The organism is Streptomyces sp. NPDC051987 (assembly GCF_040680735.1).
Classification (GTDB): Bacteria; Actinomycetota; Actinomycetes; order Streptomycetales; family Streptomycetaceae; genus Streptomyces.
Window position 1 is genome coordinate 1 of record NZ_JBFAXI010000025.1, and the last position, 21,586, is coordinate 21,586.

General features: G+C 72.8%; 17 protein-coding genes. 10 read left to right on the plus strand and 7 right to left on the minus strand.

The features are described from left to right. Nucleotides 1–171: 171 nt before the first annotated feature. The 3 genes from AB0M11_RS15925 to AB0M11_RS15935 all read right to left on the minus strand — a co-directional run bounded on the left by AB0M11_RS15925 (nucleotide 172) and on the right by AB0M11_RS15935 (nucleotide 3,659). Nucleotides 172–798: a TetR/AcrR family transcriptional regulator gene (locus AB0M11_RS15925; protein ID WP_365705625.1), complete on the minus strand. Its 627-nt coding sequence runs from the start codon at nucleotides 796–798 to the stop codon at nucleotides 172–174. 61 nt (nucleotides 799–859) lie between these two features. Next, nucleotides 860–2,944: a YhgE/Pip domain-containing protein gene (locus AB0M11_RS15930; RefSeq protein ID WP_365705627.1), complete on the minus strand. Its 2,085-nt coding sequence runs from the start codon at nucleotides 2,942–2,944 to the stop codon at nucleotides 860–862. Continuing rightward, nucleotides 2,916–3,659 carry an ATP-binding cassette domain-containing protein gene (locus AB0M11_RS15935; RefSeq protein WP_365705629.1) on the minus strand — a complete coding sequence of 248 codons (744 nt, stop codon included), beginning with the start codon at nucleotides 3,657–3,659 and terminating at the stop codon, nucleotides 2,916–2,918. Before AB0M11_RS15935 ends, AB0M11_RS15930 begins: the two co-directional genes overlap by 29 nt. A 173-nt stretch (nucleotides 3,660–3,832) precedes the next feature. Between AB0M11_RS15935 and AB0M11_RS15940 the strand changes: the two genes are divergently transcribed. From AB0M11_RS15940 to AB0M11_RS15950, 3 genes are all read left to right on the plus strand, one after another. Beyond that, nucleotides 3,833–4,396 carry an SAV_6107 family HEPN domain-containing protein gene (locus AB0M11_RS15940; protein WP_365705631.1) on the plus strand — a complete coding sequence of 188 codons (564 nt, stop codon included), beginning with the start codon at nucleotides 3,833–3,835 and terminating at the stop codon, nucleotides 4,394–4,396. Nucleotides 4,397–4,543: 147 nt separating this feature from the next. Then, complete coding sequence (locus AB0M11_RS15945; RefSeq protein WP_365705633.1) at nucleotides 4,544–5,314, plus strand: methyltransferase; 771 nt, start codon at nucleotides 4,544–4,546, stop codon at nucleotides 5,312–5,314. A gap of 277 nt (nucleotides 5,315–5,591) precedes the next feature. Then, nucleotides 5,592–5,984 carry a DUF3040 domain-containing protein gene (locus AB0M11_RS15950; protein ID WP_365705636.1) on the plus strand — a complete coding sequence of 131 codons (393 nt, stop codon included), beginning with the start codon at nucleotides 5,592–5,594 and terminating at the stop codon, nucleotides 5,982–5,984. Nucleotides 5,985–6,321: 337 nt separating this feature from the next. Here the strand turns inward: AB0M11_RS15950 and AB0M11_RS15955 are convergent, their stop codons facing one another. From AB0M11_RS15955 to AB0M11_RS15970, 4 genes are all read right to left on the minus strand, one after another. Continuing rightward, entirely contained in the window at nucleotides 6,322–8,709 is a 2,388-nt protein-coding gene (locus AB0M11_RS15955; protein ID WP_365705638.1) for a DUF3488 and transglutaminase-like domain-containing protein, read from the minus strand. Next, nucleotides 8,709–10,055, minus strand: a complete 1,347-nt coding sequence (locus AB0M11_RS15960; protein ID WP_365705640.1) for a DUF58 domain-containing protein — start codon at nucleotides 10,053–10,055, stop codon at nucleotides 8,709–8,711. Before AB0M11_RS15960 ends, AB0M11_RS15955 begins: the two co-directional genes overlap by 1 nt. After that, nucleotides 10,055–11,095, minus strand: a complete 1,041-nt coding sequence (locus AB0M11_RS15965) for a MoxR family ATPase (protein ID WP_365705642.1) — start codon at nucleotides 11,093–11,095, stop codon at nucleotides 10,055–10,057. Before AB0M11_RS15965 ends, AB0M11_RS15960 begins: the two co-directional genes overlap by 1 nt. A 334-nt stretch (nucleotides 11,096–11,429) precedes the next feature. Next, on the minus strand, nucleotides 11,430–12,041 hold the full coding sequence (locus tag AB0M11_RS15970) for a carbonic anhydrase (protein ID WP_365705644.1): 612 nt from the start codon (nucleotides 12,039–12,041) through the stop codon (nucleotides 11,430–11,432). Between the two features lie 288 nt (nucleotides 12,042–12,329). Here AB0M11_RS15970 and rsmH point away from each other — a divergent pair, with 288 nt between their 5' ends. The 7 genes from rsmH to murD are packed head-to-tail and all read left to right on the plus strand — an operon-like array spanning nucleotide 12,330 to nucleotide 21,534. Beyond that, nucleotides 12,330–13,286 carry a 16S rRNA (cytosine(1402)-N(4))-methyltransferase RsmH gene (gene rsmH / locus AB0M11_RS15975; RefSeq protein WP_365705646.1) on the plus strand — a complete coding sequence of 319 codons (957 nt, stop codon included), beginning with the start codon at nucleotides 12,330–12,332 and terminating at the stop codon, nucleotides 13,284–13,286. Nucleotides 13,287–13,319: 33 nt separating this feature from the next. Continuing rightward, entirely contained in the window at nucleotides 13,320–13,910 is a 591-nt protein-coding gene (locus AB0M11_RS15980; RefSeq protein ID WP_365705648.1) for a septum formation initiator family protein, read from the plus strand. A 5-nt stretch (nucleotides 13,911–13,915) separates the two neighbouring features. Next, the gene (locus tag AB0M11_RS15985; protein WP_365705650.1) at nucleotides 13,916–15,901 is read left to right on the plus strand and encodes a penicillin-binding protein 2; all 1,986 of its coding nucleotides are present in this window, start codon (nucleotides 13,916–13,918) and stop codon (nucleotides 15,899–15,901) included. A gap of 42 nt (nucleotides 15,902–15,943) precedes the next feature. Beyond that, a complete protein-coding gene (locus tag AB0M11_RS15990; RefSeq protein ID WP_365705652.1) occupies nucleotides 15,944–17,608 on the plus strand; it encodes a UDP-N-acetylmuramoyl-L-alanyl-D-glutamate--2,6-diaminopimelate ligase in 1,665 nt (554 codons plus the stop codon). 28 nt (nucleotides 17,609–17,636) lie between these two features. Continuing rightward, complete coding sequence (gene murF, locus AB0M11_RS15995) at nucleotides 17,637–19,049, plus strand: UDP-N-acetylmuramoyl-tripeptide--D-alanyl-D-alanine ligase (protein ID WP_365705654.1); 1,413 nt, start codon at nucleotides 17,637–17,639, stop codon at nucleotides 19,047–19,049. Continuing rightward, a complete protein-coding gene (mraY, locus tag AB0M11_RS16000) occupies nucleotides 19,049–20,119 on the plus strand; it encodes a phospho-N-acetylmuramoyl-pentapeptide-transferase (RefSeq protein ID WP_365705804.1) in 1,071 nt (356 codons plus the stop codon). The genes murF and mraY overlap by 1 nt, the downstream gene beginning before the upstream one ends. Continuing rightward, the gene (gene murD, locus AB0M11_RS16005; RefSeq protein ID WP_365705656.1) at nucleotides 20,101–21,534 is read left to right on the plus strand and encodes a UDP-N-acetylmuramoyl-L-alanine--D-glutamate ligase; all 1,434 of its coding nucleotides are present in this window, start codon (nucleotides 20,101–20,103) and stop codon (nucleotides 21,532–21,534) included. The genes mraY and murD overlap by 19 nt, the downstream gene beginning before the upstream one ends. Nucleotides 21,535–21,586 lie beyond the last annotated feature (52 nt).

Sequence of the window (21,586 nt, forward strand, 5' to 3'; positions counted from 1 at the left end):
CTGTCGGCGGGTGACGCGAGACACGGGGGTCACCGACAGGGCCCGGACCGCCGGCGGCCCGCGGGGGACGCGGCCGCCACGGACCGGCGCTCTCGTTCCGTCCCGCGCGTGCGGCTCTCGGCTGTCCACGCGCGCGTGCGGCTCTCGTCCGTCCACGCGCGCGTGCGGTGCTCAGCCCTTCCCGCTCACCCGCCCCTGCAGCAGCCGGGACAGGGCCGCGTGGACGTCGTCCAGCGAGCGTTCGGGCTGGAAGGACTTCCAGTCCAGGGCCGCCACCAGCACCATCCCGACGAGCGCGGCCGCCGTCAGCTGAATGTCGATCTCGTCGCTGAACTCGCCGTTCGCAACGCCCTCACGCAGCACCCCCTCGACCACCGCGATGGCCTGTTGCCGGACCACCATCAACGTCGACTGCCAGGCCCGGTTGGTGCGCCACAGCTCCGCCACGTAGAGCTGTGTGAAGGCCGGGTAGCGGTCGATGAAGACGAGGCCCGCGCGGACCATCGCGTCCAGGGCGTCGACCCGGCTGCCGCCCTCCCGTTCGGTCTGCTCGGCGGCGTCCCTCAGGGACGCCGCCAGGAGGCCCACCCCGTGCCGCAGCAGCTCCTCGAAGAGGACCGACTTGCTCGCGAAGTTGTAGTAGACGGTGCCCTTCGCGACGCCTGCCCGTTCGGCGATCTCGTCCACCGTGGTGGCGGAGAAGCCCTGCTCGGCGATGAGCGTGACGGCGGCCTCGTAGAGCTTCTGCCGGGTGGCCTCACGGCGGGTGCCGCCGCCCGAGGTGCTGCTGCTTTCCATGGTCCCGATTCTCACAGGAACGGAGGCCCGCGCGGGCACGGAGGAGGAGGTCATCGCGGCCTCACAGACTCAGCTCGGGGTGCAGGCGGTCCAGCGTCCACACCTGGCGGCGCCGCGCCGAGAGGGCGGTGAGCGCGAGCGCTCCGGCGGTGAAGGCCAGCAGGACGGCGCAGGCCTGCCACACCGGCCCCAGCCCGCCGCCCGTGATCAGCCGCCGCAGCGCCGCCACGACATAGCTCATCGGCAGGAACGGGTGGATCGCGTTGAAGAAGCCCGGACTGGTCTGCACGGGATACGTACCGCCCGCCGACGTCAGCTGGAGCATCAGCAGGGCGAGGACCAGGATCCGTCCCGCCGCCCCGAAGCGTGCGTTCAGCCACTGCACGATCGCCGCGAAGCAGGCCGCCACCAGGAACAGGAACCCGACCGTCCCGGCCGCGCGGACCATCTGGAGCCCGATCGCCCAGTGCAGTACGGCCATCAGGGCGGCCGTCTGCAGTATCCCGACCGCGACCACCGGCAGCCAGCCCGCCAGCGCGATCCGCCAGGCCGCCGAACCGGCCGCCAGGGCGCGCCGGTTGAGCGGCTGGATCAGCATGTAGGCCACCATCGCGCCGACCCACAGGGAGAGCGGGATGAAGTACGGGGCGAAGCCGGTGCCGTAGTTGGGCGCCTTGTGCAGGTCGTGCGAGGCGAGCTGGACCGGGTCGGCCATGACGCCGGTGCGCCGGTCGCGGTCCTGCTTGTCGTAGTCGGGGATCTTCGCCGCACCGTCGTGCAGACCGCCGGCGAGCGTGTTCGAGCCGTCGACGAGCTTGTAGAGCCCGCCGTCGAGGTCGTAGGCGCCGGACTCCAGCCTGCCGAGGCCGCTGTCGAGGCCGGTGGCGCCCGTGACGGCCGTGCCCAGCCCGGTGTGCAGTTTCGCGGCGCCCGCGGCCACCTGTGCCGCGCCGTCGTTCAGCTTGTCGATCTTCTTGACGGCGTCGGCGACGTCCTCGGAGAGGTGCGGGGCGCGGTCGGCCAGGGCCTGCGCCTGCGTCTGGAGCGTGCCGAGGTTCACGTCGAGCGTCCTCAGGTCCCCGTTCTGGTCGGCGATCAGGGTGTTGAGGTCGTCGGCGACCGACGCCACGTCGTCGGCGGCGTCCCTGGCCTTCTTCAGGTCGGGGCAGACCGGGTCGCTCAGCAGGTCCGCCGAGCAGCGTGCCGCGTAGACCCGGTCCAGGGTGTCCGCGGCCGCGTGCGCGGTCTTCGCGGCCGCCGGGGCGGTCTTCACCAGGACGCCCAGGTTGCCGCGGACGGTCCGCGCCGAGTCGGCGACCAGCCGGGCGGTGTCCCCGATGGTCTTCTCGTTCTTCGCCAGGTACGGGCCGACCTTGCCGTAGACGCCGTCGACCTGGTCCGCCAGCACCTGGGTGCCGTCCGCGACCTGCCGCGAGCCGTCCGCCAGCGTGCCCGCGCCCGCGTCCAGCTTCCTGATCCCCTTGGCCAGCTTCGCGCTGCCGGTCCTGGCGTCCGACAGGCCGTCCGCGAGGTCCTTCGACCCCTGCTCGGCCTTCCCGATGCCGCCGGCGAGCGTGTCGGCGCCGTCGGCGGCCTTGACCGTCTGCCCGTGGATGTCGGAGAACGAGACGAAGATCCGGTCCAGGAAGGACCGGGACGCCTTGGTGGAGGCGGCCGACCGGACCTCGTTGAAGACCGTCCGCGAGATCTGGCCGACGATGTAGTTGTTCGCGTCGTTCGTGCGGACCTGGAGCGCGCCGGTCTCCGGGGAGTCGCCCGCGCTGGAGGCGATGCGCGCGCTGAAGTCGGCGGGCACGGTCAGCGACAGGTAGTACGTGCCGTTCTCCACGCCCCGGCGGGCCTCGGCGGCGCTCACCTGCTGCCAGTCGAAGCTCTTGCTGTCCTTCAGCCCGGCCACGATGTCGTCGCCCGCGGTGACCCGCTTTCCGCTCGCGGTCGCCCCCTTGTCGTCGTTGACGAGCGCCACGGGGACGCGGTCGAGGCGGCCGTACGGATCCCAGAACGACCACAGGTACAGCGCGCCGTACAGCAGCGGCAGCACCAGCAGGGCGACCAGGGCCGCGCGCGGCAGCCTGCCCCGTCCGAAGCGCCTGAGCTCAAGCGCGGCCAGTCGCGGCGAGCGCATCGCCGGCCTCCTCATCGTGTGATGTCTCCGTGTTCTCGGTACGGACGACCACGGCCCCGGCCGGTGCCTTCCCGCAGACCGCCACCACCGTCGTCCCGGCCGCGGCGATCGACGCCAACAGCGCCTGCATCTCTTCCCGTTCGGTCTGCGACAGCTTCAGGTCCGCGTCGTCCACGGCCAGCAGCCGGGGCGCGCCGACCAGAGCCAGCGCCACGGACAGCCGCAGCGCCTCGATCCGCTCCAGATCCCGTACGGCGGTCCGGGACCCCTTCGGCAGCGACCGGAGGTCGAGCCCGGCGGCGGCCAGCGCGTCGCTCACCCGCTGCCCCGCGCCGGCGGCCCGCTCGGCGCGGGGGCGCACCAGGTCACGCAGCGAGCCGCCGAACCGGCGCTGCAGCAGCGCCCGTTCGCGCAGGTGCTCGCCGACGGTCAGGGCGGGTTCGAGGTCGGTGACCCCGGGTACGTTGGCCACGGCGCTGATCCGCCGCACGGCCGCGAGTTTCTTGGGCAGTCGGTGCCCGCCGACGGTCGCGGTGCCCTCGGTCGCCTTCATCCGGCCGGTGAGCGCGAGCAGCAAGCACGTGCGGCCGGAGCCGGACGGCCCTTCCACCGCGATCAGCGCGCCGGGCCCGGCGTCCAGGGAGACCTCCCGGAACGCCCAGCCCCGCGGGCCCTTGAGCCCGAGGTGCTCGGCTGTGACAGGTACGCCGTGCACAGGTTCCCCTTGTGGCGTCGTTTTTTGAACTGACTGGTCAGTGCAAAAGTACTCCGAACCTACGATCGAAGCAAAAGACCAGGTCAGAACGGATTGTCAGTGCCATACCCCACGATGGGCACATACGGCACCCCGTGTGAGGGCGCCGTCACCGAGACGACAGGAGGTTCGTCATGGCCAACTCCTCAGCGGCCGCCGGCCACCGGCGCCGCGCCACCGGCCCTGCCCCCTCACTGACCGGCCCGGCGAGCGATGTGCACCCCGTGCTCCGCCGGGCCACGGCCCCGCCCGCCGCCCTCGACCTGCTCGCCCAGGCCCGCGCCGCGCTGGACGAGGCCGAAGTGCTCGACACCCCCAACGAGCGGTACGCGACCGCCCACCTGGCCGCCCTGCGCACCGCGGCCGCCGTGCTCGCCGCCCGCGCCCGCCCCGAGACCTCGCCCCGGCGCCGGGCCCGGATCCGCAGCGCCTGGGAGGTGCTCCCCGAGGTCACGCCCGAGCTCACCGAGTGGAGCGCCCTGTTCGCCTCCGGTGCCCCCCGCCGGGCCCGCGCCGAGGCCGGCATCCAGGGCGCGGCCAGCCGCCGGGACGCCGACGACCTGATACGCGACGTGGCGATGTTCCTGCGCATCGTCGAGCGGATGCTCGTCCTCCAGCCGGTGCTGCCCCAGCCGCGCCGGGAGGACGGCGAGCGGCCGGCCGGCGCCCGGGGGAGGGAGCTGCCCGACGCGGGATGACCAGGCAAGGCAGCGGCGGCAATCGGGCGCCGAGGCAATAGGGTGGAGAGCGCCTGAAGCCTTCCTTCCACCCGCACCCCGGGCCGGGGAGGCACCGAGTTCGCGCCGCCGGGCAACAGGCGGTGCCGCGCCGAGGAGTCAACTGCCGTGCCGGACCCCACTCGACCCCGCGCCTCTCTCCGTACCGCCGTGGTCTGGGAGGTCCTCCAGGACGCCCTCGACCGCCGGGTCAAGGCCACCGGCCGGGACGCGCTGGACGTCCTGGACACCGGCGGCGGCAGCGGCAACTTCGCCGTACCGCTGGCCCGCCTCGGCCACCGCGTCACCGTCGTCGACCCCAGTCCGAACGCGCTGTTCGCGCTGGAGCGCCGCGTCACCGAGGCCGGCGTGGCCGACCGGGTCAAGGGCGTCCAGGGCGACGTCCTCGGCCTGTTCGACGTGGTCGAGCGCGGCGCCCACGACGTGGTGCTGTGCCACGGCGTCCTGGAGTACGTCGACGACCCGGCCGAGGGCGTGCGCAACACCGTGGCCGCGCTGCGCTCCGAGGGCGTCCTCAGCCTGCTCGCCGCCGGGCTCGGCGGGGCCGTGGTCGCCCGCGCCCTCGCCGGCCACTTCAAGGAGGCCAAGCAGGCCCTGGAGGACCCCGACGGGCGCTGGGGCGACGGCGACCCGATGCCGCGCCGCTTCACCGCCGGGCAACTCACCGCGCTGGTCGAGGGCGCGGGCCTGAGAGTGGCCGCGGTGCACGGCGTGCGGGTCTTCGCCGACCTGGTCCCGGGCGTCCTGGTGGACACCGAGCCCGGCGCCCTCGACGCCCTGCTCAGGCTGGAGGCCGCGGCGGCCGAGCTGCCCGACTTCCACTCCGTCGCCACCCAGCTCCATGTGCTCGGCGAGACACCGGGTGCCGCCGGGGCCTGAGATTCTCCTGGGACGGCCCCGCTGATCAGGGGCGCGACAGCGGATGGAGTACGCCACAGGCCCCCCGATCGAGGGGTTTGCGCCGTATGATCGAGGGAGATCGCCCGGCATGACGGGTCGGCCGCTGGGGAATGGAAGCATCAGCGAGCCGGGTCTGTCATGGCGGAGTCCGGTTGGCCAATTGGCCTAGAGGGGCGGGTTTCACGGGGGCGATTCCCTGCCTATCCTGAAGGGACCCCCCGGGTCGCCCCGGCGACTGCACGATGAGGAGGACGCCGTGCCGCTCTCGGAGCACGAGCAGCGAATGCTTGAGCAGATGGAGCGAGCGCTGTACGCCGAAGACCCCAAGTTCGCGACAGCGCTTGAGGGCAACGGGTTGCGGACGTTCACCCGGCGACGGGTCTACCTGGCGGTCGTCGGCTTCCTCGTGGGTATTGCGCTCCTCATCGCCGGAATGGTCGCACAGCAGATCATCTGGGTCAGCGTGGTGGGGTTCCTGGTCATGCTGGGCTGCGCCGTCCTCGCCGTCAACGGCTGGCGCAGGGCCCCCAAGCCCGGCGAGCAGCCCGCGGGTGGCCCGCAGGGCCGCCGTCAGGGCCGGCCGAAGCGGTCCGTGATGGACCGCATCGAGGAGCGCTGGCAGCGCCGCCGCGACGAACAGGGGCGGTGACGGCTTCGCCGGAGGGGCCGACGGACCGAACAGAGCGTGACCGAGGGGTGACCGCCGATGAGCGGCCGCCCCTCGGTCGTTGCCGGGTGTCGTAGTCAGAGACTTCGCTGCGGGCCGGTGGGGGCCGGTCGGCCGCGCAATTCCTCCCCGGGCCTCGGGCCGGGGGGGACCCCCAGCCCGAGCGCCCCCGACGGCGCGTTGCAGTCGCGTCAGCTGCATGGCCGCCGGCAGTCGCGCCGCTGGGGTGGCACGGGTGGGTGCTGGGGCCCCGGCCGGAGGCTGGGGGAGGCACCCCGCAAGCGCCGGCAAGCGTCCCCACCCCCGCCCCCGGCCGACGTCAGCCCCGCTGCCCCGACGGCCTGCGCAGGGTCGGGCGGAGGGTGGTCGCCCATTCCCGGAGGCGCGCCCAGCCCGCCGACGCCGCCCACACCGCACGCACGGCCGACCGCGGAGCGAACCGCGCCCGCAGCCGCGCCCGGACCCCGACCGTGCCGTGGAACGCGGCCGAGACCCTGCGGACGTCGTCCGCGAGGCCCGCCGCCGGCCGCGGCCGCGGCGCGTACAGCACCTGTTCCACCGCGTCCGCCACCCGGTGCACCGAGGCCCCGGCGGCCGGATCCAGACGGCCCAGCCGGACGATCCGGGCGGCCGCGTTGCGCGGCGTCTGCGATTCGTCCGGCAGGACGCCGAAGTCCCAGGCGGTGTCGGTCAGTTCCAGCCAGACGGCGAGCGTGTGCGCGGCCACGGCCGCGGGCGTGCGGTCATGGGTCCCGAGCCGCCCGGCCCGCACCCGCTGCCGGTACAGCATCGGCGCCAGCGGCACCGCCAGCACGGCGAGCCCGCCGGCCGCCCACAGGGCCAGCTGCCACCAGGGCGCCCCCCCGTCGCCGCTCCGCGCCGCGGCCGCCGCCGACGGGCTGGAGCAGGCCTCCAGCTTGCGCAGCTGCGCCGTGCAGCTCTCGCTCGCCGAGGCGGAGGCCGACGGCGCCGCCGAGGCGCCCTTGGACGGCAGGGTCTCGTCCGGCACGGAGGAGCCGGGCGTGTCCGGCACCGTGTACGACGGCGTCGTGCCCCGGGTCGGGGTCGGCTCGAAGCGGGTCCAGCCCACGCCCTCGAAGTACAGTTCCGGCCAGGCGTGCGCGTCCTTCAGGCCCACCGACACCGTGCCGTCGGCCTGTGGGGTGCCCGGCGCGAAGCCGACCGCGACCCGGGCCGGGATGCCCAGTGTCCGGGCCATCGCGGCCATCGCGAAGGAGAAGTGCACGCAGAAACCGCGCTTCTGCTTCAGGAAGTTCGCGATCGCGCCCTCGCCCCGGCCGACCTCCACCTGGGTGTCGTACTGGAAGCCGCCGGACACCGCGAAGTAGTCCTGGAGCCTGACCGCCTCCTCGTAGTGGTTGGCCGCGCCGGCGGTCACCTCCTTCGCCGTCCTCGCCACCACCGACGGCAGCGAGGAGGGCACCTTGGTGTACTCCTCCCGCAGCGCCGCCGACGGCTCCGGCGCCGCGGCCAACTGCTCCGCCGTCGGCTGCACGTCCAGGCTGGTGACCTGGTAGGTCTCGCCGCGCGTGTTCTGCCCGTGGTCGCCGACGAGGGTCATCCCGACCGGCTCGTAGCGCCAGGTGCCGGCCACCTTCACCCCGCTCGGCGGGTACGGCATCGGCAGCCAGTCCTGGGCGTACCAGTCGGCCGCCGTGATCGTCGACCGCACCGTCGTCCGCCTGACGTCGCCGCCGAGACCGGGCGGGGTCGGGAAGGTGCCCGGCACGCCGGTGATGTGCCGCTGGGCCGGCTTCCAGGTGGTGCCGTCGAAGTCGTCCAGGGAGACGATCCGCAGGTACAGGTCGGAGACGTCGGCGTCGGCGCCGGTCCGCACGGACAGCACCTGCCGGTCCTCGTCCACGTTGAGGCTGTCCCGCAGCGACACCAGCGGGTTGACCGCGGAGATCGTGCCGCCGCTCCCGTCGCCCACGCCGACCCCGGTCCCGGCGCCGTCCAGCAGGCCGCCCTGGATCGAGGGCATCGCCAGCGGCACGAAGAGGGCGACGCTCAGCACGGCGAAGCCGATCCGGCGCCCGGTGCGCACCGGGGCCACCACGCCGTTCTCCCGGCCGCCCGGGGTGCGCGGGACCCCGCCGAAGACCCGGCCCCACTGCGAGAGCCGGTCCCGGCCCTCGGCGAGCAGCAGCATCAGGTAGCCGGCCGCCGCCACCAGGAACCACAGCCAGTCGCTCGGCCCGTCCGACAGGCCCGCCGCCACCGAGTAGAGCGCGAGCAGCGGCAGCCCCGCCGGGGCGGCGCTGCGGAAGGTCACCGCGAGGGTGTCCACGACCAGTCCGACGGCCAGCACCCCGCCGATCACCATCAGCCGGATGCCGGGCGTCAGCGGCGCGGGTATCGCATACCGGCTGACGTCGTCCGAGCCCTGCTGGAGCAGGTCGCCGAAGTACCGGAAGGTGTCCGGGCCGGGGATCACCCCGGCGAGCGCGTGGCCCCGGGCGAAGACCACGGTCAGCGTCAGCAGCGTGACCAGGGCCTGCGCGGCCACGGTCAGCGGCCGGGCCAGCGGCACCCGCCGGGCGGCCGCTCCCACGCCGGTCTGGACCGCCACCAGGAACGCCGCCTGGAACAGCCAGGTGATCGGGGAGACCAGGGGCAGCAGGGCGCAGGACGCCATCAGCGTGGCCGCGGCCGCGGTGAGGGCCAGCCGGGCCCGTCCGCTCATCACCGTGCCTCCTGGCCCAGCGCGGCGAGCCCGGTGCGCTCCCGGTCGGCCTGCCGCCACAGCTCGGTCATCGAGGCGCCGCGCTCCACGCCGACGGCCGTCCAGCCGGCCTCGCGCAGCATCCGCAGCCGCTCCTCGTGCGCGTCGCCGGGCGCGGGCACGTCGGTCGGTTCCCTGACCCAGGTGTCCGGGTCCAGCACGAAGGCGACGGCACCGCCGCTGCGCCGGCGCATCTTCGCGACCACCGTCGCCTGTTCCTCGTCGAGGTCGCCCAGGAAGGCCACCAGCAGCCCTTCGTTCCCGCCGCGCAGCACGTCGTAGGCGCGGGACAGGCCGGTGCCGTCCGAGTGGTCGATCACGGCCAGGGTGTCCATCAGCAGCCCGGCCGCCTCCGCCGACTCCTGTCCGACCCCCGCGAAACCGTCGGCGCCCTCGCCGGGCACCGAGCTGCCGGTGTCCGTCAACAGACGCACCGAATAACCGCGTTCGAGCATGTGGACCAGGACCGAGGCGGCACCGGAGACCGCCCGTTCGAACGCCGAGTCCGGGCCCGCTCCCTCGTAGGCGCCGCCCCGGGTGTCGAGGAGCACCGTGCAGCGGGCGCGCTGCGGCTGCTCCTCGCGGCGCACCATCAGCTCGCCGTAGCGGGCGGTGGAGCGCCAGTGCACCCGGCGCAGGTCGTCGCCGTGGCGGTAGCCGCGCGGGATCACGTCGTCCTCGCCGGCCAGGGCCAGCGAGCGCTGCCGCCCGTCGCCGTACCCCTTCGCCTCGCCGCCGAGCCGGATCGGCGGCAGCGGCTCCACGCGCGGGACGACGGTCAGGGTGTCGAAGGTCGAGAAGGAACGGGTCAGTTCGCACATGCCGAACGGGTCGGTCAGGCGCAGCTGGAGCGGGCCCAGCGGATAGCGGCCGCGCAGGTCCGAGCGGACCCGGTAGGACACCTCGCGGCGGCCGCCCGGCTCCACCCGGTCCAGGACGAAGCGGGGGCGCGGGCCGAGGACGTAGGGCACCCGGTCCTGGAGCATCAGCAGGCCGGTGGGCAGTCGCGAGACGTTGTCCATCCGCAGATGGACCCGGGCCTCGCTGCCGGCCGGCACCCGCGCGGGGGAGAGCCGGCGGCTGCCGGCCACCCGGTAGCGGGTGCGGTAGAGCACGGCGGCGCAGATCAGCGGCAGTACGGCGAGCAGCAGCCCGACCCGGCGCAGGTCGGCCTGGCCGAGTATGTACGCGCAGATCACCGCCGCGATGCCGGCCGCGAGGAAGGACCGGCCGCGGGTGGTCAGCCCGGCCAGGGCCGTACGGATCCCGCCCGTCTCCCCTCGGTCGGTCTCCGCCGGGGCGCTCATCACAGACTCCGCGGGGGCTGCTGGGGATAGGCCGGCACGCCCCGGCCCGGACCGCCGAAGCCGGTCTGCTGCTGGGGGGCCGCGGGCACCGGGGTGGACTGCAGGATCTCCTGCACGACCTGCTCCGCGGTGCGCCGGTTGAGCTGGGCCTGGGCGGTGGGCAGCAGGCGGTGGGCCAGGACCGCGACGGCGAGCGCCTGCACGTCGTCCGGCAGCGCGTACTCCCGGCCGCTCAGGGCGGCGGACGCCTTCGCCGCGCGCAGCAGGTGCAGCGTGGCACGCGGGGAGGCGCCGAGTCTGAGGTCGGGGTGGGCGCGGGTGGCGGCGACCAGGTCCACCGCGTAACGGCGGACCGGCTGGGCGACGTGGACGCCGCGCACGGCCTCGATCAGCTTCGCGACGTCATGGGCGTGTGCCACCGGCTGCAGGTCGTCGAGCGGGTTGACCGAGCCGTGGACGTCGAGCATCTGCAACTCGGCCTCCACGCTGGGGTAACCGACCGAGACGCGGGCCATGAAGCGGTCGCGCTGGGCCTCGGGCAGCGGGTAGGTGCCCTCCATCTCGACCGGGTTCTGGGTGGCCACCACCATGAACGGGCTGGGCAGTTCATAGGTCTGGCCGTCGATGGTGACCTGCCGCTCCTCCATCGACTCCAGCAGCGCGGACTGGGTCTTGGGAGAGGCGCGGTTGATCTCGTCGCCGATCACGATCTGGGCGAAGATGGCGCCCGGTTTGAACTCGAAGTCCCGGCGCTGCTGGTCCCAGATGGACACCCCGGTGATGTCCGACGGGAGCAGGTCCGGCGTGAACTGGATGCGCCGCACCGAGCAGTCGATGGACCGCGCCAGCGCCTTCGCCAGCATCGTCTTGCCCACGCCCGGGACGTCCTCGATCAGAAGATGTCCCTCGGCGAGCAGCACGGTCAGCGAAAGCCGTACGACCTCGGGCTTGCCCTCGATCACACCCTCCACCGAACTGCGGACCCGCTCCACAGTGGCGGTCAGATCAGTGAGGCTCGCTCGATCGTCATAGGTCGTCACCCGGCCCTCCTAGGCCCGTTATTGCTCGGACCGGCGCTTCGTCACGCATAACCGGCCCACCCCGAATCACGGACACCACGCGTGAATGGTTCCGCGCGACGTCCCACACCGCATTCTTGCTGCCGTTACCGTTTCGTGTCACTCGCCTGTGGACAACTGCCCGCACTTTGTCGGTCTTGCGGCCATTCGACCGCCTATTCGACAGCGGCTCGACAGCTTGCGGCGGGGTCCGGCGCAGGTGCGGCGGAGACGCCGGGGCGGGGGCCGGGGTGACGGAGCGCCCCGTCGGTCCCCTGGCGGGGGCCGGCGGGGCGCGGGCGGTCGGAAGGCCGGGTCAGGCGGGGTCGACCTCGCGCAGGAGGCCGGTGCGCACGTCGAAGACGAAGCCGCGCACGTCGTCGGTGTGCAGCAGGAACGGCGAGGTGCGCACCCGCTGCATGGACTGCCGTACGTCCTGGTCGACGTCCCGGAAGGACTCCACCGCCCAGGCCGGGCGCTGGCCGACCTCCAGCTCCAGCTCGGTGCGGAAGTCCTCGGTGAGGGCCTCCAGGCCGCAGCCGGTGTGGTGGATCAGCACGATGCTGCGGGTGCCGAGCTTGCGCTGGCTGATGGTGAGGGAGCGGATCACGTCGTCGGTGACCACGCCGCCGGCGTTGCGGATGGTGTGGCAGTCGCCGAGCTGCAGGCCGAGTGCCTTGTGCAGGTCGAGGCGGGCGTCCATGCAGGCCACCACGGCCACGTGCAGCACGGGGCGGGCGTCCATGCCGGGGTCGGAGAAGGCGGACGCGTAGGTACGGTTGGCGTCGACCAGGCGATCCGTCACGGTGCCGTCCGTGGTTATGGCGCCTTCGGGTCCAGTGGGAACTGCTGCGGAAGTCGTCATAGTCATGACGTTACTGGTCAGGGGCGGTCGCGGGGTCCTGCGGGAGGGGACAAAGAACGTCATCGTGGCTTGTTGTGAGCTAACCCACACGGAGGGCAGACCGGGGCCGCACGGGTGATTCCCGGTGAATCACGTCCCGGTCGGGTGCGTACGCGCCGTGCAGGCCGGTTGATTGACCGCGCGACACGGTGGACTAAAGTGACGCGAAGCGGGAGGCGAGGCTCTCCCCGCTGGTGAAATCCCCTGGAGACCCGGCACGGCGCCCGGACCGTCTCCCCACGTGCGCGGCGCGCGTACCGAGCGGGCGGGGACCCGGCGGTGCGTCTCCGGTGCCGGACCTGAGAGGCCCCCTTGAGCAACAGTCGACACGTCCCGGTGATGCTCCAGCGGTGCCTGGATCTGCTGGCACCCGCCCTGGAAGCACCCGGCAGCGTGGTCGTCGACTGCACCCTCGGCCTCGGCGGCCACAGCGAGGCGCTGCTGACCCGCTTCCCCGAGGCCCGCCTGGTCGCCCTGGACCGCGACAAGGAGGCCCTGCGCCTGTCCGGCGAGCGGCTCGCCCCGTTCGGCGAGCGCGCCACCCTGGTGCACGCCGTCTACGACGAACTCCCCGAGGTGCTCGACCGGCTCGGTATCGCGCGCGTGCAGGGCGTGCTCTTCGACCTCGGCGTCTCCTCCATGCAACTCGACGAGGCCGGTCGCGGCTTCGCCTACGCCCAGGACGCGCCCCTGGACATGCGCATGGACCAGTCGACCGGCATCAGCGCCGCCGAGGTCCTCAACACCTACCCGGCCGGCGACCTCGTCCGCCTCCTGTACGCGTACGGCGAGGAGAAGCAGGCCAAGCGGATCGTCGCGGCGATCGTCCGGGAGCGGGAGAAGGAGCCTTTCAGCAACAGCGCACGGCTCGTCGAGCTGATCCGGGACGCGCTGCCGCAGGCCGCCAAGCGCACCGGCGGCAACCCGGCCAAGCGCACCTTCCAGGCGCTGCGCATCGAGGTCAACGGCGAACTGGCCGTCCTGGAAAGGGCGATCCCGGCCGCCGTGAAGGCCCTCGCGGTCGGCGGCCGGATCGCCGTACTGTCGTACCACTCGCTCGAAGACCGTCTGGTCAAGCAGGTGTTCGCGGCCAGCGCCGCCACCACCGCGCCGCCGGGGCTGCCGGTCGTGCCCGAGCAGTACCAGCCCCGGCTCAAGCTGCTCACGCGCGGTGCCGAACTTCCCACCGAGGAAGAGGTCGCCGAGAACCGCCGGGCCGCGCCCGCGCGTCTTCGGGGAGCGCAGCGCATCAGGGAGGAAGCCGAGTGAGCGAGCGGGGTTTCCGGACCCACCGGAGGACACGTGAGTAGGAAACCCGAGCTGCGGGGGCGGGCGGCCCGGCTCGCCCGGCTCTTTCCCGCCGGCCGGGCCAACCAGGCCGCCCGCACCCCGTTCGTCCTGCTCGTCGTCCTGCTCCTCGGCAGCGGTCTGATCGGCCTGCTGGTGCTGAACTCGGCGCTCAGCGAGGGCTCGTTCAAACTCGACGACCTGCAGAAGCAGACCAAGAACCTCACCGACGAGGAACAGGCCCTGCAGCGGGACATCGACGCCTACTCCGCCCCCGACGCCCTCCAGCGCCGCGCCCGCGAGCTCGGCATGGTGCCCGGCGGCGACCCGGCCTTCCTCGACCCGGACGGCACGGTCAAGGGCGTCCCCAGCCCCGCCGCCCTCCAGGAGAACGGCGTGCCCCTCGCCCCCGAGGCCCTCGGCACCCCGTCCACCGGCGTGCCGACGCCCACCCCGACGCCCAACGCCCCCGGGGCCACGCCCACCCCGACACCCACCGCCTCCGGGTCCACGCCCACCCCGACGCCCACCGCCTCCGGGCCGGTGCTCACCCCGACGGCGACCCCCGTGACGCCCCCCGTGACGACCCCGACCCCCGGCAGGTGACGGACGTGCCAGGCTCTTCCGGAGAAAGGCAAGCGCCGCGCCGCCGTGTGCCCGGCCCGCCCAAACCGCCCCGCCCCCGGGAGCCCAGAGGCGCCGTCCGGCGGCAGCCCGGCCCCGGCGCCCGCCCGGTCCGCCGTCCGGGCGCCCCCCGCCCCGCGGCCGCGCCGGCCCTGCGTCTGGGCAGCCCCCGCCCCCGGCTGCGCATGGTCGGCCTCGCCCTGACCCTGGTGCTGCTGGTCTTCGTCGGGCGCCTGCTCCAGGTCCAGGCCGTCGACGCCAGCGCGTACGCGGCGAAGGCCGAGCAGAACCGGTACGTCGTGCACACCCTGGCCGCCGAGCGCGGCGGGATCACCGACCGCAACGGCGTGGCACTGGCGATCAGCGAGGACGCGTACGACATCACCGCCGACCCCACGATGTTCACCCGCAAGCAGCTCAAGGTGGGCGACGGCCCCGAGCAGGCCGCCGCGCTGCTCGCCCCGATCCTCGGCAGGAACCAGGCCGACCTCGTCAGGCTGCTGCGGCCCGCGAACAGGGAGCTGCGCTACGTCCGGCTCGCCACCCGGCAGACCCCGCAGGTCTGGAAGCAGATCAAGGACCTGAAGGCCGCGCTCACCGCCAAGGCCGGGACCGACCGCACCACCGTCAACGTGCTGGCCGGCGTCTTCGCCGACCCCAGCAGCCAGCGGGTCTACCCGAACGGCGACCTGGCCGCCGGGATACTGGGCTGGGTCAACGCCGACGGCAAGGGCGGCGGCGGCATCGAGTCACAGCTCGACAAGGAGCTGACCGGCAAGGACGGCAAGATCCGCTACGCCCAGTCCGGCGGCCGTGAGGTGCCCACCGCCGGCTCCACCGAGACCCCGGCCGTGGCCGGCTCCGACGTCGAGCTGACCATCGACCGCGACATCCAGTGGGCCGCGCAGAACGCCATCACCGAGCAGGTCAGGAAGTCCAAGGCGGACCGCGGCTACGTGGTCGTCCAGGACACGCGGACCGGGCAGATCCTGGCGATGGCCGACTCGCCCGGCTTCGACCCGAACGACCTGGCGTCGGCCGACGCCGCCGACCTGGGCAACGCCGCCCTCCAGGACGCCTACGAGCCCGGCTCCACCGCCAAGGTGATGTCCATGGCGGCCGTGCTGGAGCAGAACGCCGCCACCCCGCTCACGCACGTGGTGGTGCCCAACCGGCTGCACCGCGGCGACCGGCTCTTCAAGGACGACGTCGACCACGCCACCTGGTACCTCACGCTCAACGGCGTGCTCGCCAAGTCCAGCAACATCGGCACCATCCTCGCCACCGGCCAGCTCGGCAGGACCCAGCAGCAGGCCAACCGGGTCCTCTACTCGTACCTGCGCAAGTTCGGCATCGGCAGCTACAGCGGGCTGGACTTCCCCGGCGAGACCAGGGGCATCCTGGCCGCACCCGACCGGTGGTCGACGTCGCAGCAGTACACCATCCCTTTCGGTCAGGGCTTCTCCATCAACGCCATGCAGGCGGCCTCCGTCTACTCGACCATCGCCAACGGCGGGGTCCGCGTCCAGCCGACCCTGGTGCGCGGCACCAAGGGCGCCGACGGCCGCTACACCCCGGCCGCCCAGCCCAGGAAGACCCGCGTGATCAGCGCGAAGACGGCCAGGACCCTGGCCGAGATGCTGGAGTCCGTGGTGGACGACGAGCAGGGCACCGGCGCCAAGGCGGCCATCCCCGGCTACAACGTGGCCGGCAAGACCGGCACCGCCAACCGAGTGGATCCGGCCACCGGCCGCTACCGCGGCTACACCTCGTCGTTCGCCGGGTTCGCACCCGCGGACAAGCCCCGCATCACCGTCTACTGCGCCATCCAGAACGCCACCGTCGGCAGCTACTTCGGCGGCCAGATCTGCGGCCCGATCTACAAGCAGGTGATGGAGTTCGCCCTCAAGACCCTCCAGATCCCGCCGACCGGCGCCAAGGCGGCCGATCTGCCCGTCGACTACAAGCCCTGATCAGCGCCTCAGCACCTCGCACAGACCACCAGGAACGAGCTCGTGACCATGATCACCCCCGATCCCGGGAACCACAGCATGCCGCGCCCCTCGCTTCGCTCCGGAGCGGGTGAGCCCGGTACGCTCACCGCCGTGCCACACGCTGATCAGTCCCAAACCACCCAGAAGGGCGCTTCCGTGACATACCCGGGGCCGCCCAGGCCGGTTCAGACCTCCGCCACACCCCTCGCGGAGCTCGCCGGCCAGCTGGGTGCCGCCGCCCCGGAACCCGCGCACAGCACGGTCGAGGTCACGGGCATCACCCACGACTCGCGCGCGGTCCGCCCCGGCGACCTGTACGCCGCCCTGCCGGGCGCCCGGCTGCACGGCGCCGACTTCGTCGCCCAGGCCGCCGGCCTCGGCGCGGTCGCCGTGCTGACCGACCCGACGGGCGCCGAACGCGCCGCCGCGACCGGCCTGCCGGTCCTGGTGGCCGACGACCCCCGCGCGCGGATGGGCGAACTCGCGGCCACCATCTACGGCCGTCCGGGCCGGGACCTGCTCCAGATCGGCATCACCGGCACCTCGGGCAAGACCACCACGGCCTACCTGGTCGAGGGCGGCCTGAAGTCGACCCGGAACACGGGGCTCATCGGCACCGTCGAGACGCGCATCGGCGACGAGCGCATCAAGTCCGAGCGCACCACTCCCGAGGCCACCGACCTCCAGGCCCTCTTCGCCGTGATGCGCGAGCGCGGGGTCGAGGCGGTCGCCATGGAGGTCTCCAGCCACGCCCTGGTCCTCGGCCGGGTCGACGGCTGCGTCTTCGACATCGCCGTCTTCACCAACCTCAGCCCGGAGCACATGGAGTTCCACTCCGACATGGAGGACTACTTCCGGGCCAAGGCACAGCTGTTCACCCCGGAACGCAGCAGACGGGGTGTGGTCAACGTCGACGACGAGTACGGCCGCAGGCTCGCCCGGGAGGCCTCCGTCCCGGTCGTCACCTACTCCGCCGAGGGCCACCCGGACGCCGACTGGCGGGCCACCGACGTCCACATCGGGCCGATGGACTCGACGTTCACGGTCACCGGGCCCGAGGGCGTCCGCATCGCCGCCAAGTCGCCGCTGCCGGGCCCCTTCAACGTGGCCAACACCCTCGCCGCGATCGTCGCCCTCGCCACAGCCGGGCTCGACCCGCGGACCGCCGCCGACGGCATCGCCGCCGTGCCGGGCGTGCCGGGCCGCCTGGAGCGCGTGGACGCCGGACAGCCCTATCTCGCGGTCGTCGACTACGCCCACAAGACGGACGCCGTCGAGTCGGTCCTCAGGGCCCTGCGCAAGGTCACCAAGGGCCGGCTGCTCATCGTCCTCGGCTGCGGCGGCGACCGCGACCGGACCAAACGGGCCCCGATGGGCGCCGCCGCGGCCCGGCTCGCCGACACCGCCGTACTGACCTCCGACAACCCCCGCTCCGAGGATCCCCTCGCCATCCTCGCGACCATGCTCGAGGGCGCCGCCTCGGTGCCCGCCCACGAGCGCGGCGAGGTGCTCCTCTTCGAGGACCGGGCCGCCGCGATCGAGGCCGCCGTCGCCCGCGCGCACCCCGGCGACACCGTGCTGGTCGCCGGCAAGGGCCACGAGCAGGGCCAGGACATCGCCGGCGTGATCCGTCCCTTCGACGACCGCCAGGTCCTCCGCGAAGCCATCCAGAAAACCCAGGGATGAAAATCCAGAAGACCCAGGGGATGAACTTGTGATCGCCCTCTCTCTCGCCGAGATCGCAGCAGTCGTCGGCGGGCAGACGCACGACATACCGGATCCGTCGGTCCAGGTCACCGGCGAGGTCGTCCGGGACTCCCGCGAGGCGGGGCCGGGCAGTCTGTTCGCCGCCTTCGTGGGCGAGCGCGTGGACGGCCACGACTTCGCCGCCCAGGTTGTCGGACAGGGCGCGGTCGCCGTACTGGCGTCGCGCCCCGTCGGCGTGCCCGCGATCGTCGTGGACGACGTCCAGACCGCCCTCGGCGCCCTCGCCCGGCATGTCGTACGACGGCTCGGCGCGACCCTCGTGGCGCTGACCGGCTCGGCCGGCAAGACCAGTACCAAGGACCTCATCGCCCAGGTGCTGCGCACCAAGGCGCCGACCGTGTTCACGCCCGGCTCGCTGAACAACGAGATCGGGCTGCCGCTGACCGCCCTGTCCGCCACCGAGGAGACGAAGTTCCTGGTGCTGGAGATGGGCGCCCGCGGCATCGGGCACATCCGCTACCTGGCCGGTCTGACGCCCCCGAAGATCGGCCTGGTCCTGAACGTCGGCACCGCCCACATCGGCGAGTTCGGCGGCCGGGAGCAGATCGCCCAGGCGAAGGGCGAGCTGGTGGAGGCGCTGCCGGCGGCCGAGGACGGCGGGACCGCGATCCTGAACGCGGACGACCCGCTGGTGCGGGCCATGGCCTCCCGTACCAAGGCGAAGGTGGTCCTTTTCGGAGAGTCGGCCGAAGCGGACGTACGGGCCGAGAACGTACGACTCACGGACACGGGACAGCCCGCGTTCAGCCTTCACACACCCTCCGGTGCAAGCGATGTGACCATGCGCCTGTACGGTGAGCACCACGTGTCGAACGCGCTCGCCGCGGCCGCCGTCGCCCATGAGCTGGGCATGTCCGCGGAAGAGATCGCCCTCGCGCTCTCCGAGGCGGGCTCCCTCTCCCGCTGGCGTATGGAGGTCACCGAGCGCCCGGACGGCGTGACCATCGTCAACGACGCCTACAACGCCAACCCCGAGTCCATGCGAGCCGCGCTGCGCGCGCTCGCGGCCATGGGTCAGGGGCGCCGCACGTGGGCGGTGCTCGGCAAGATGGCCGAGCTCGGGGACGAGGCGCTCGCCGAGCACGACGCGGTCGGACGGCTCGCCGTCCGGCTCAATGTCGGCAAGCTCGTCGCCGTCGGGGGAGTGGAAGCCTCCTGGCTGCAACTGGGCGCATACAACGAGGGTTCGTGGGGTGAGGAGTCGGTGCACGTGTCCGACGCACAGGCGGCGATCGACCTGTTGCGCAGCGAGTTGCGCCCGGGGGACGTGGTACTCGTGAAGGCGTCACGGTCGGTGGGCCTGGAGAGCGTTGCGCAGGCGCTCCTGGAGGCCGGTGCCGAGGGTGTTGATGCCCGATGATGAAGCAGATCCTCTTCTCGGGCGTCATCGGTCTCTTCCTGACGCTGATCGGTACCCCGCTGCTGATCAAGCTCCTCGCCCGCAAGGGCTACGGCCAGTACATCCGCGACGACGGCCCGCGCGAGCACGCCAGCAAGCGCGGTACGCCGACGATGGGCGGTATCGCCTTCATCCTCTCGACGGTCGCCGCCTACTTCCTGTCCAAGGTGATCACCGGTTACACCCCGACCTACTCCGGCCTGCTGGTGCTGGGCCTGATGTGCGGGATGGGCCTGGTCGGCTTCCTGGACGACTACATCAAGATCGTCAAGCGGCGTTCGCTGGGTCTGCGGGCCAAGGCCAAGATGGCCGGCCAGCTGATCGTCGGCATCGCCTTCGCGGTGCTGTCGCTGATGTTCGCCGACGCCCGCGGCAACACCCCGGCCTCCACGAAGCTGTCGTTCATCACGGACTTCGGCTGGTCGATCGGCCCGGTGCTGTTCGTCGTCTGGGCGCTGTTCATGATCCTCGCGATGTCGAACGGCGTGAACCTGACCGACGGTCTGGACGGCCTCGCCACCGGCGCCTCCGTCCTCGTCTTCGGCGCCTACACGTTCATCGGCGTCTGGCAGTTCCAGGAGTCCTGCGCCAACGCGACGACCCTGACCAACCCCAACGCCTGTTACGAGGTGCGCGACCCGCTGGACCTCGCGGTCATCGCCTCCGCGCTGATGGGTTCCTGCCTGGGCTTCCTGTGGTGGAACACCTCGCCGGCCAAGATCTTCATGGGCGACACCGGTTCGCTGGCGCTCGGCGGTGTCCTCACCGGCCTGGCGATCCTGTCCCGCACCGAACTCCTCGTCGCCATCATGGGCGGCCTGTTCGTCCTCATCACCATGTCGGTCGTCATCCAGGTCGGCTCCTTCCGGCTCACCGGCAAGCGCGTCTTCCGGATGGCACCGCTCCAGCACCACTTCGAACTCAAGGGCTGGTCCGAGGTCCTTGTGGTGGTCCGCTTCTGGATCATCCAGGGCATCTGCGTGATCGTCGGACTCGGCCTCTTCTACGCAGGATGGGCAGCGGACAAGTGACCTCCTCGGTGTCCCCGGACTTCCAGGGCATGCACGTCACCGTCGCCGGGCTCGGCGTCTCGGGCGTCCCGGCGGCCAAGGCGCTCCACGCGCGCGGGGCGGTCGTCACGGTCGTCAACGACGGCGACGACGCACGCGCGCGTGAACAGGCCGCGGAACTGGAGGCGCTGGGCGTCACCGTGCGCCTCGGCGACGGGGCCACCCTGCCCGAGGGCACCGAGCTGATCGTCACCGCGCCCGGCTGGAAGCCGGACAAGCCGCTGTTCCAGGCGGCCCGCGCGTCGGGTGTCGACATCTGGGGCGACGTCGAGCTGGCCTGGCGGCTCCGGGGGCCCGACGCGGCCCCCTGGCTGGCCGTCACGGGCACCAACGGCAAGACCACCACCGTCCAGATGCTGGCGTCGATCCTGACGGCCGCGGGCCTGCGCACGGCCGCCGTCGGCAACATCGGCGTCTCGCTGCTCGACGCGGTCCTCGGGGACGAGCGGTACGACGTCCTGGCCGTGGAACTGTCGAGCTATCAGCTGCACTGGGCGCCCTCCCTGCGCGCCCACTCGGCGGCCGTGCTGAACCTCGCCCCCGACCACCTCGACTGGCACGGCTCCATGGAGGCCTACGCCGCCGACAAGGGCCGCGTCTACGAGGGCAACCGGGTCGCGTGCGTCTACAACGTCGCCGACAAGCTCACCGAGGAGCTGGTGCGCGAGGCCGACGTCGAGGAGGGCTGCCGGGCCGTCGGCTTCACCCTCGGCACCCCGGGTCCCTCCCAACTCGGCGTCGTGGACGGCCTCCTGGTCGACCGCGCCTTCGTCGAGAACCGGCACAAGAACGCCCAGGAACTGGCCGAGATCTCCGACGTCAACCCGCCGGCCCCGCACAACATCGCCAACGCCCTTGCCGCGGCGGCCCTCGCGCGCGCCTTCGGCGTGCCGCCCACGGCCGTACGGGACGGGCTGCGGGCCTTCACGCCGGACGCCCACCGCATCGCGCACGTGGCCGACCTGGACGGTGTCGCGTACGTCGACGACTCGAAGGCCACCAACACCCACGCGGCACAAGCCTCGTTGGCGTCGTATGAGTCGATCGTGTGGATCGCGGGCGGTCTGGCGAAGGGCGCGACCTTCGACGAGCTGGTCGCCAGGTCGGCGGCGCGGCTTCGCGGTGTGGTGCTCATCGGCGCCGATCGCGCCCTCATCCGGGACGCCCTCGCGCGACACGCGCCGGAAGTACCCGTCGTCGACCTCGACCGGACCGACACTGGGGCGATGCTCGCGGCGGTCCGCGAGGCACGGCGACTCGCCGTCGCCGGAGACACGGTGCTGCTGGCACCCGCCTGTGCCTCCATGGACATGTTCGCCAACTACAACAAGCGCGGTGACGCGTTCGCTCAGGCCGTTCGCGAACTCGGCGCCTGACCCGGCCGCCTGCCGGGCGACCTTGGGAGGGACGCGTGGGACGCTCGACGTT

Coding starts and splice junctions, on each gene's coding strand:
- AB0M11_RS15960 (WP_365705640.1), bottom strand. CDS start 10,055: ATGAGCGCCCCGGCGGAGACCGACCGAGGGGAGACGGGCGGGATCCGT.
- mraY (WP_365705804.1), top strand. CDS start 19,049: ATGAAGCAGATCCTCTTCTCGGGCGTCATCGGTCTCTTCCTGACGCTG.
- murD (WP_365705656.1), top strand. CDS start 20,101: ATGGGCAGCGGACAAGTGACCTCCTCGGTGTCCCCGGACTTCCAGGGC.
- AB0M11_RS15930 (WP_365705627.1), bottom strand. CDS start 2,944: ATGCGCTCGCCGCGACTGGCCGCGCTTGAGCTCAGGCGCTTCGGACGG.
- AB0M11_RS15955 (WP_365705638.1), bottom strand. CDS start 8,709: ATGAGCGGACGGGCCCGGCTGGCCCTCACCGCGGCCGCGGCCACGCTG.
- AB0M11_RS15970 (WP_365705644.1), bottom strand. CDS start 12,041: ATGACGTTCTTTGTCCCCTCCCGCAGGACCCCGCGACCGCCCCTGACC.
- AB0M11_RS15940 (WP_365705631.1), top strand. CDS start 3,833: ATGGCCAACTCCTCAGCGGCCGCCGGCCACCGGCGCCGCGCCACCGGC.
- AB0M11_RS15925 (WP_365705625.1), bottom strand. CDS start 798: ATGGAAAGCAGCAGCACCTCGGGCGGCGGCACCCGCCGTGAGGCCACC.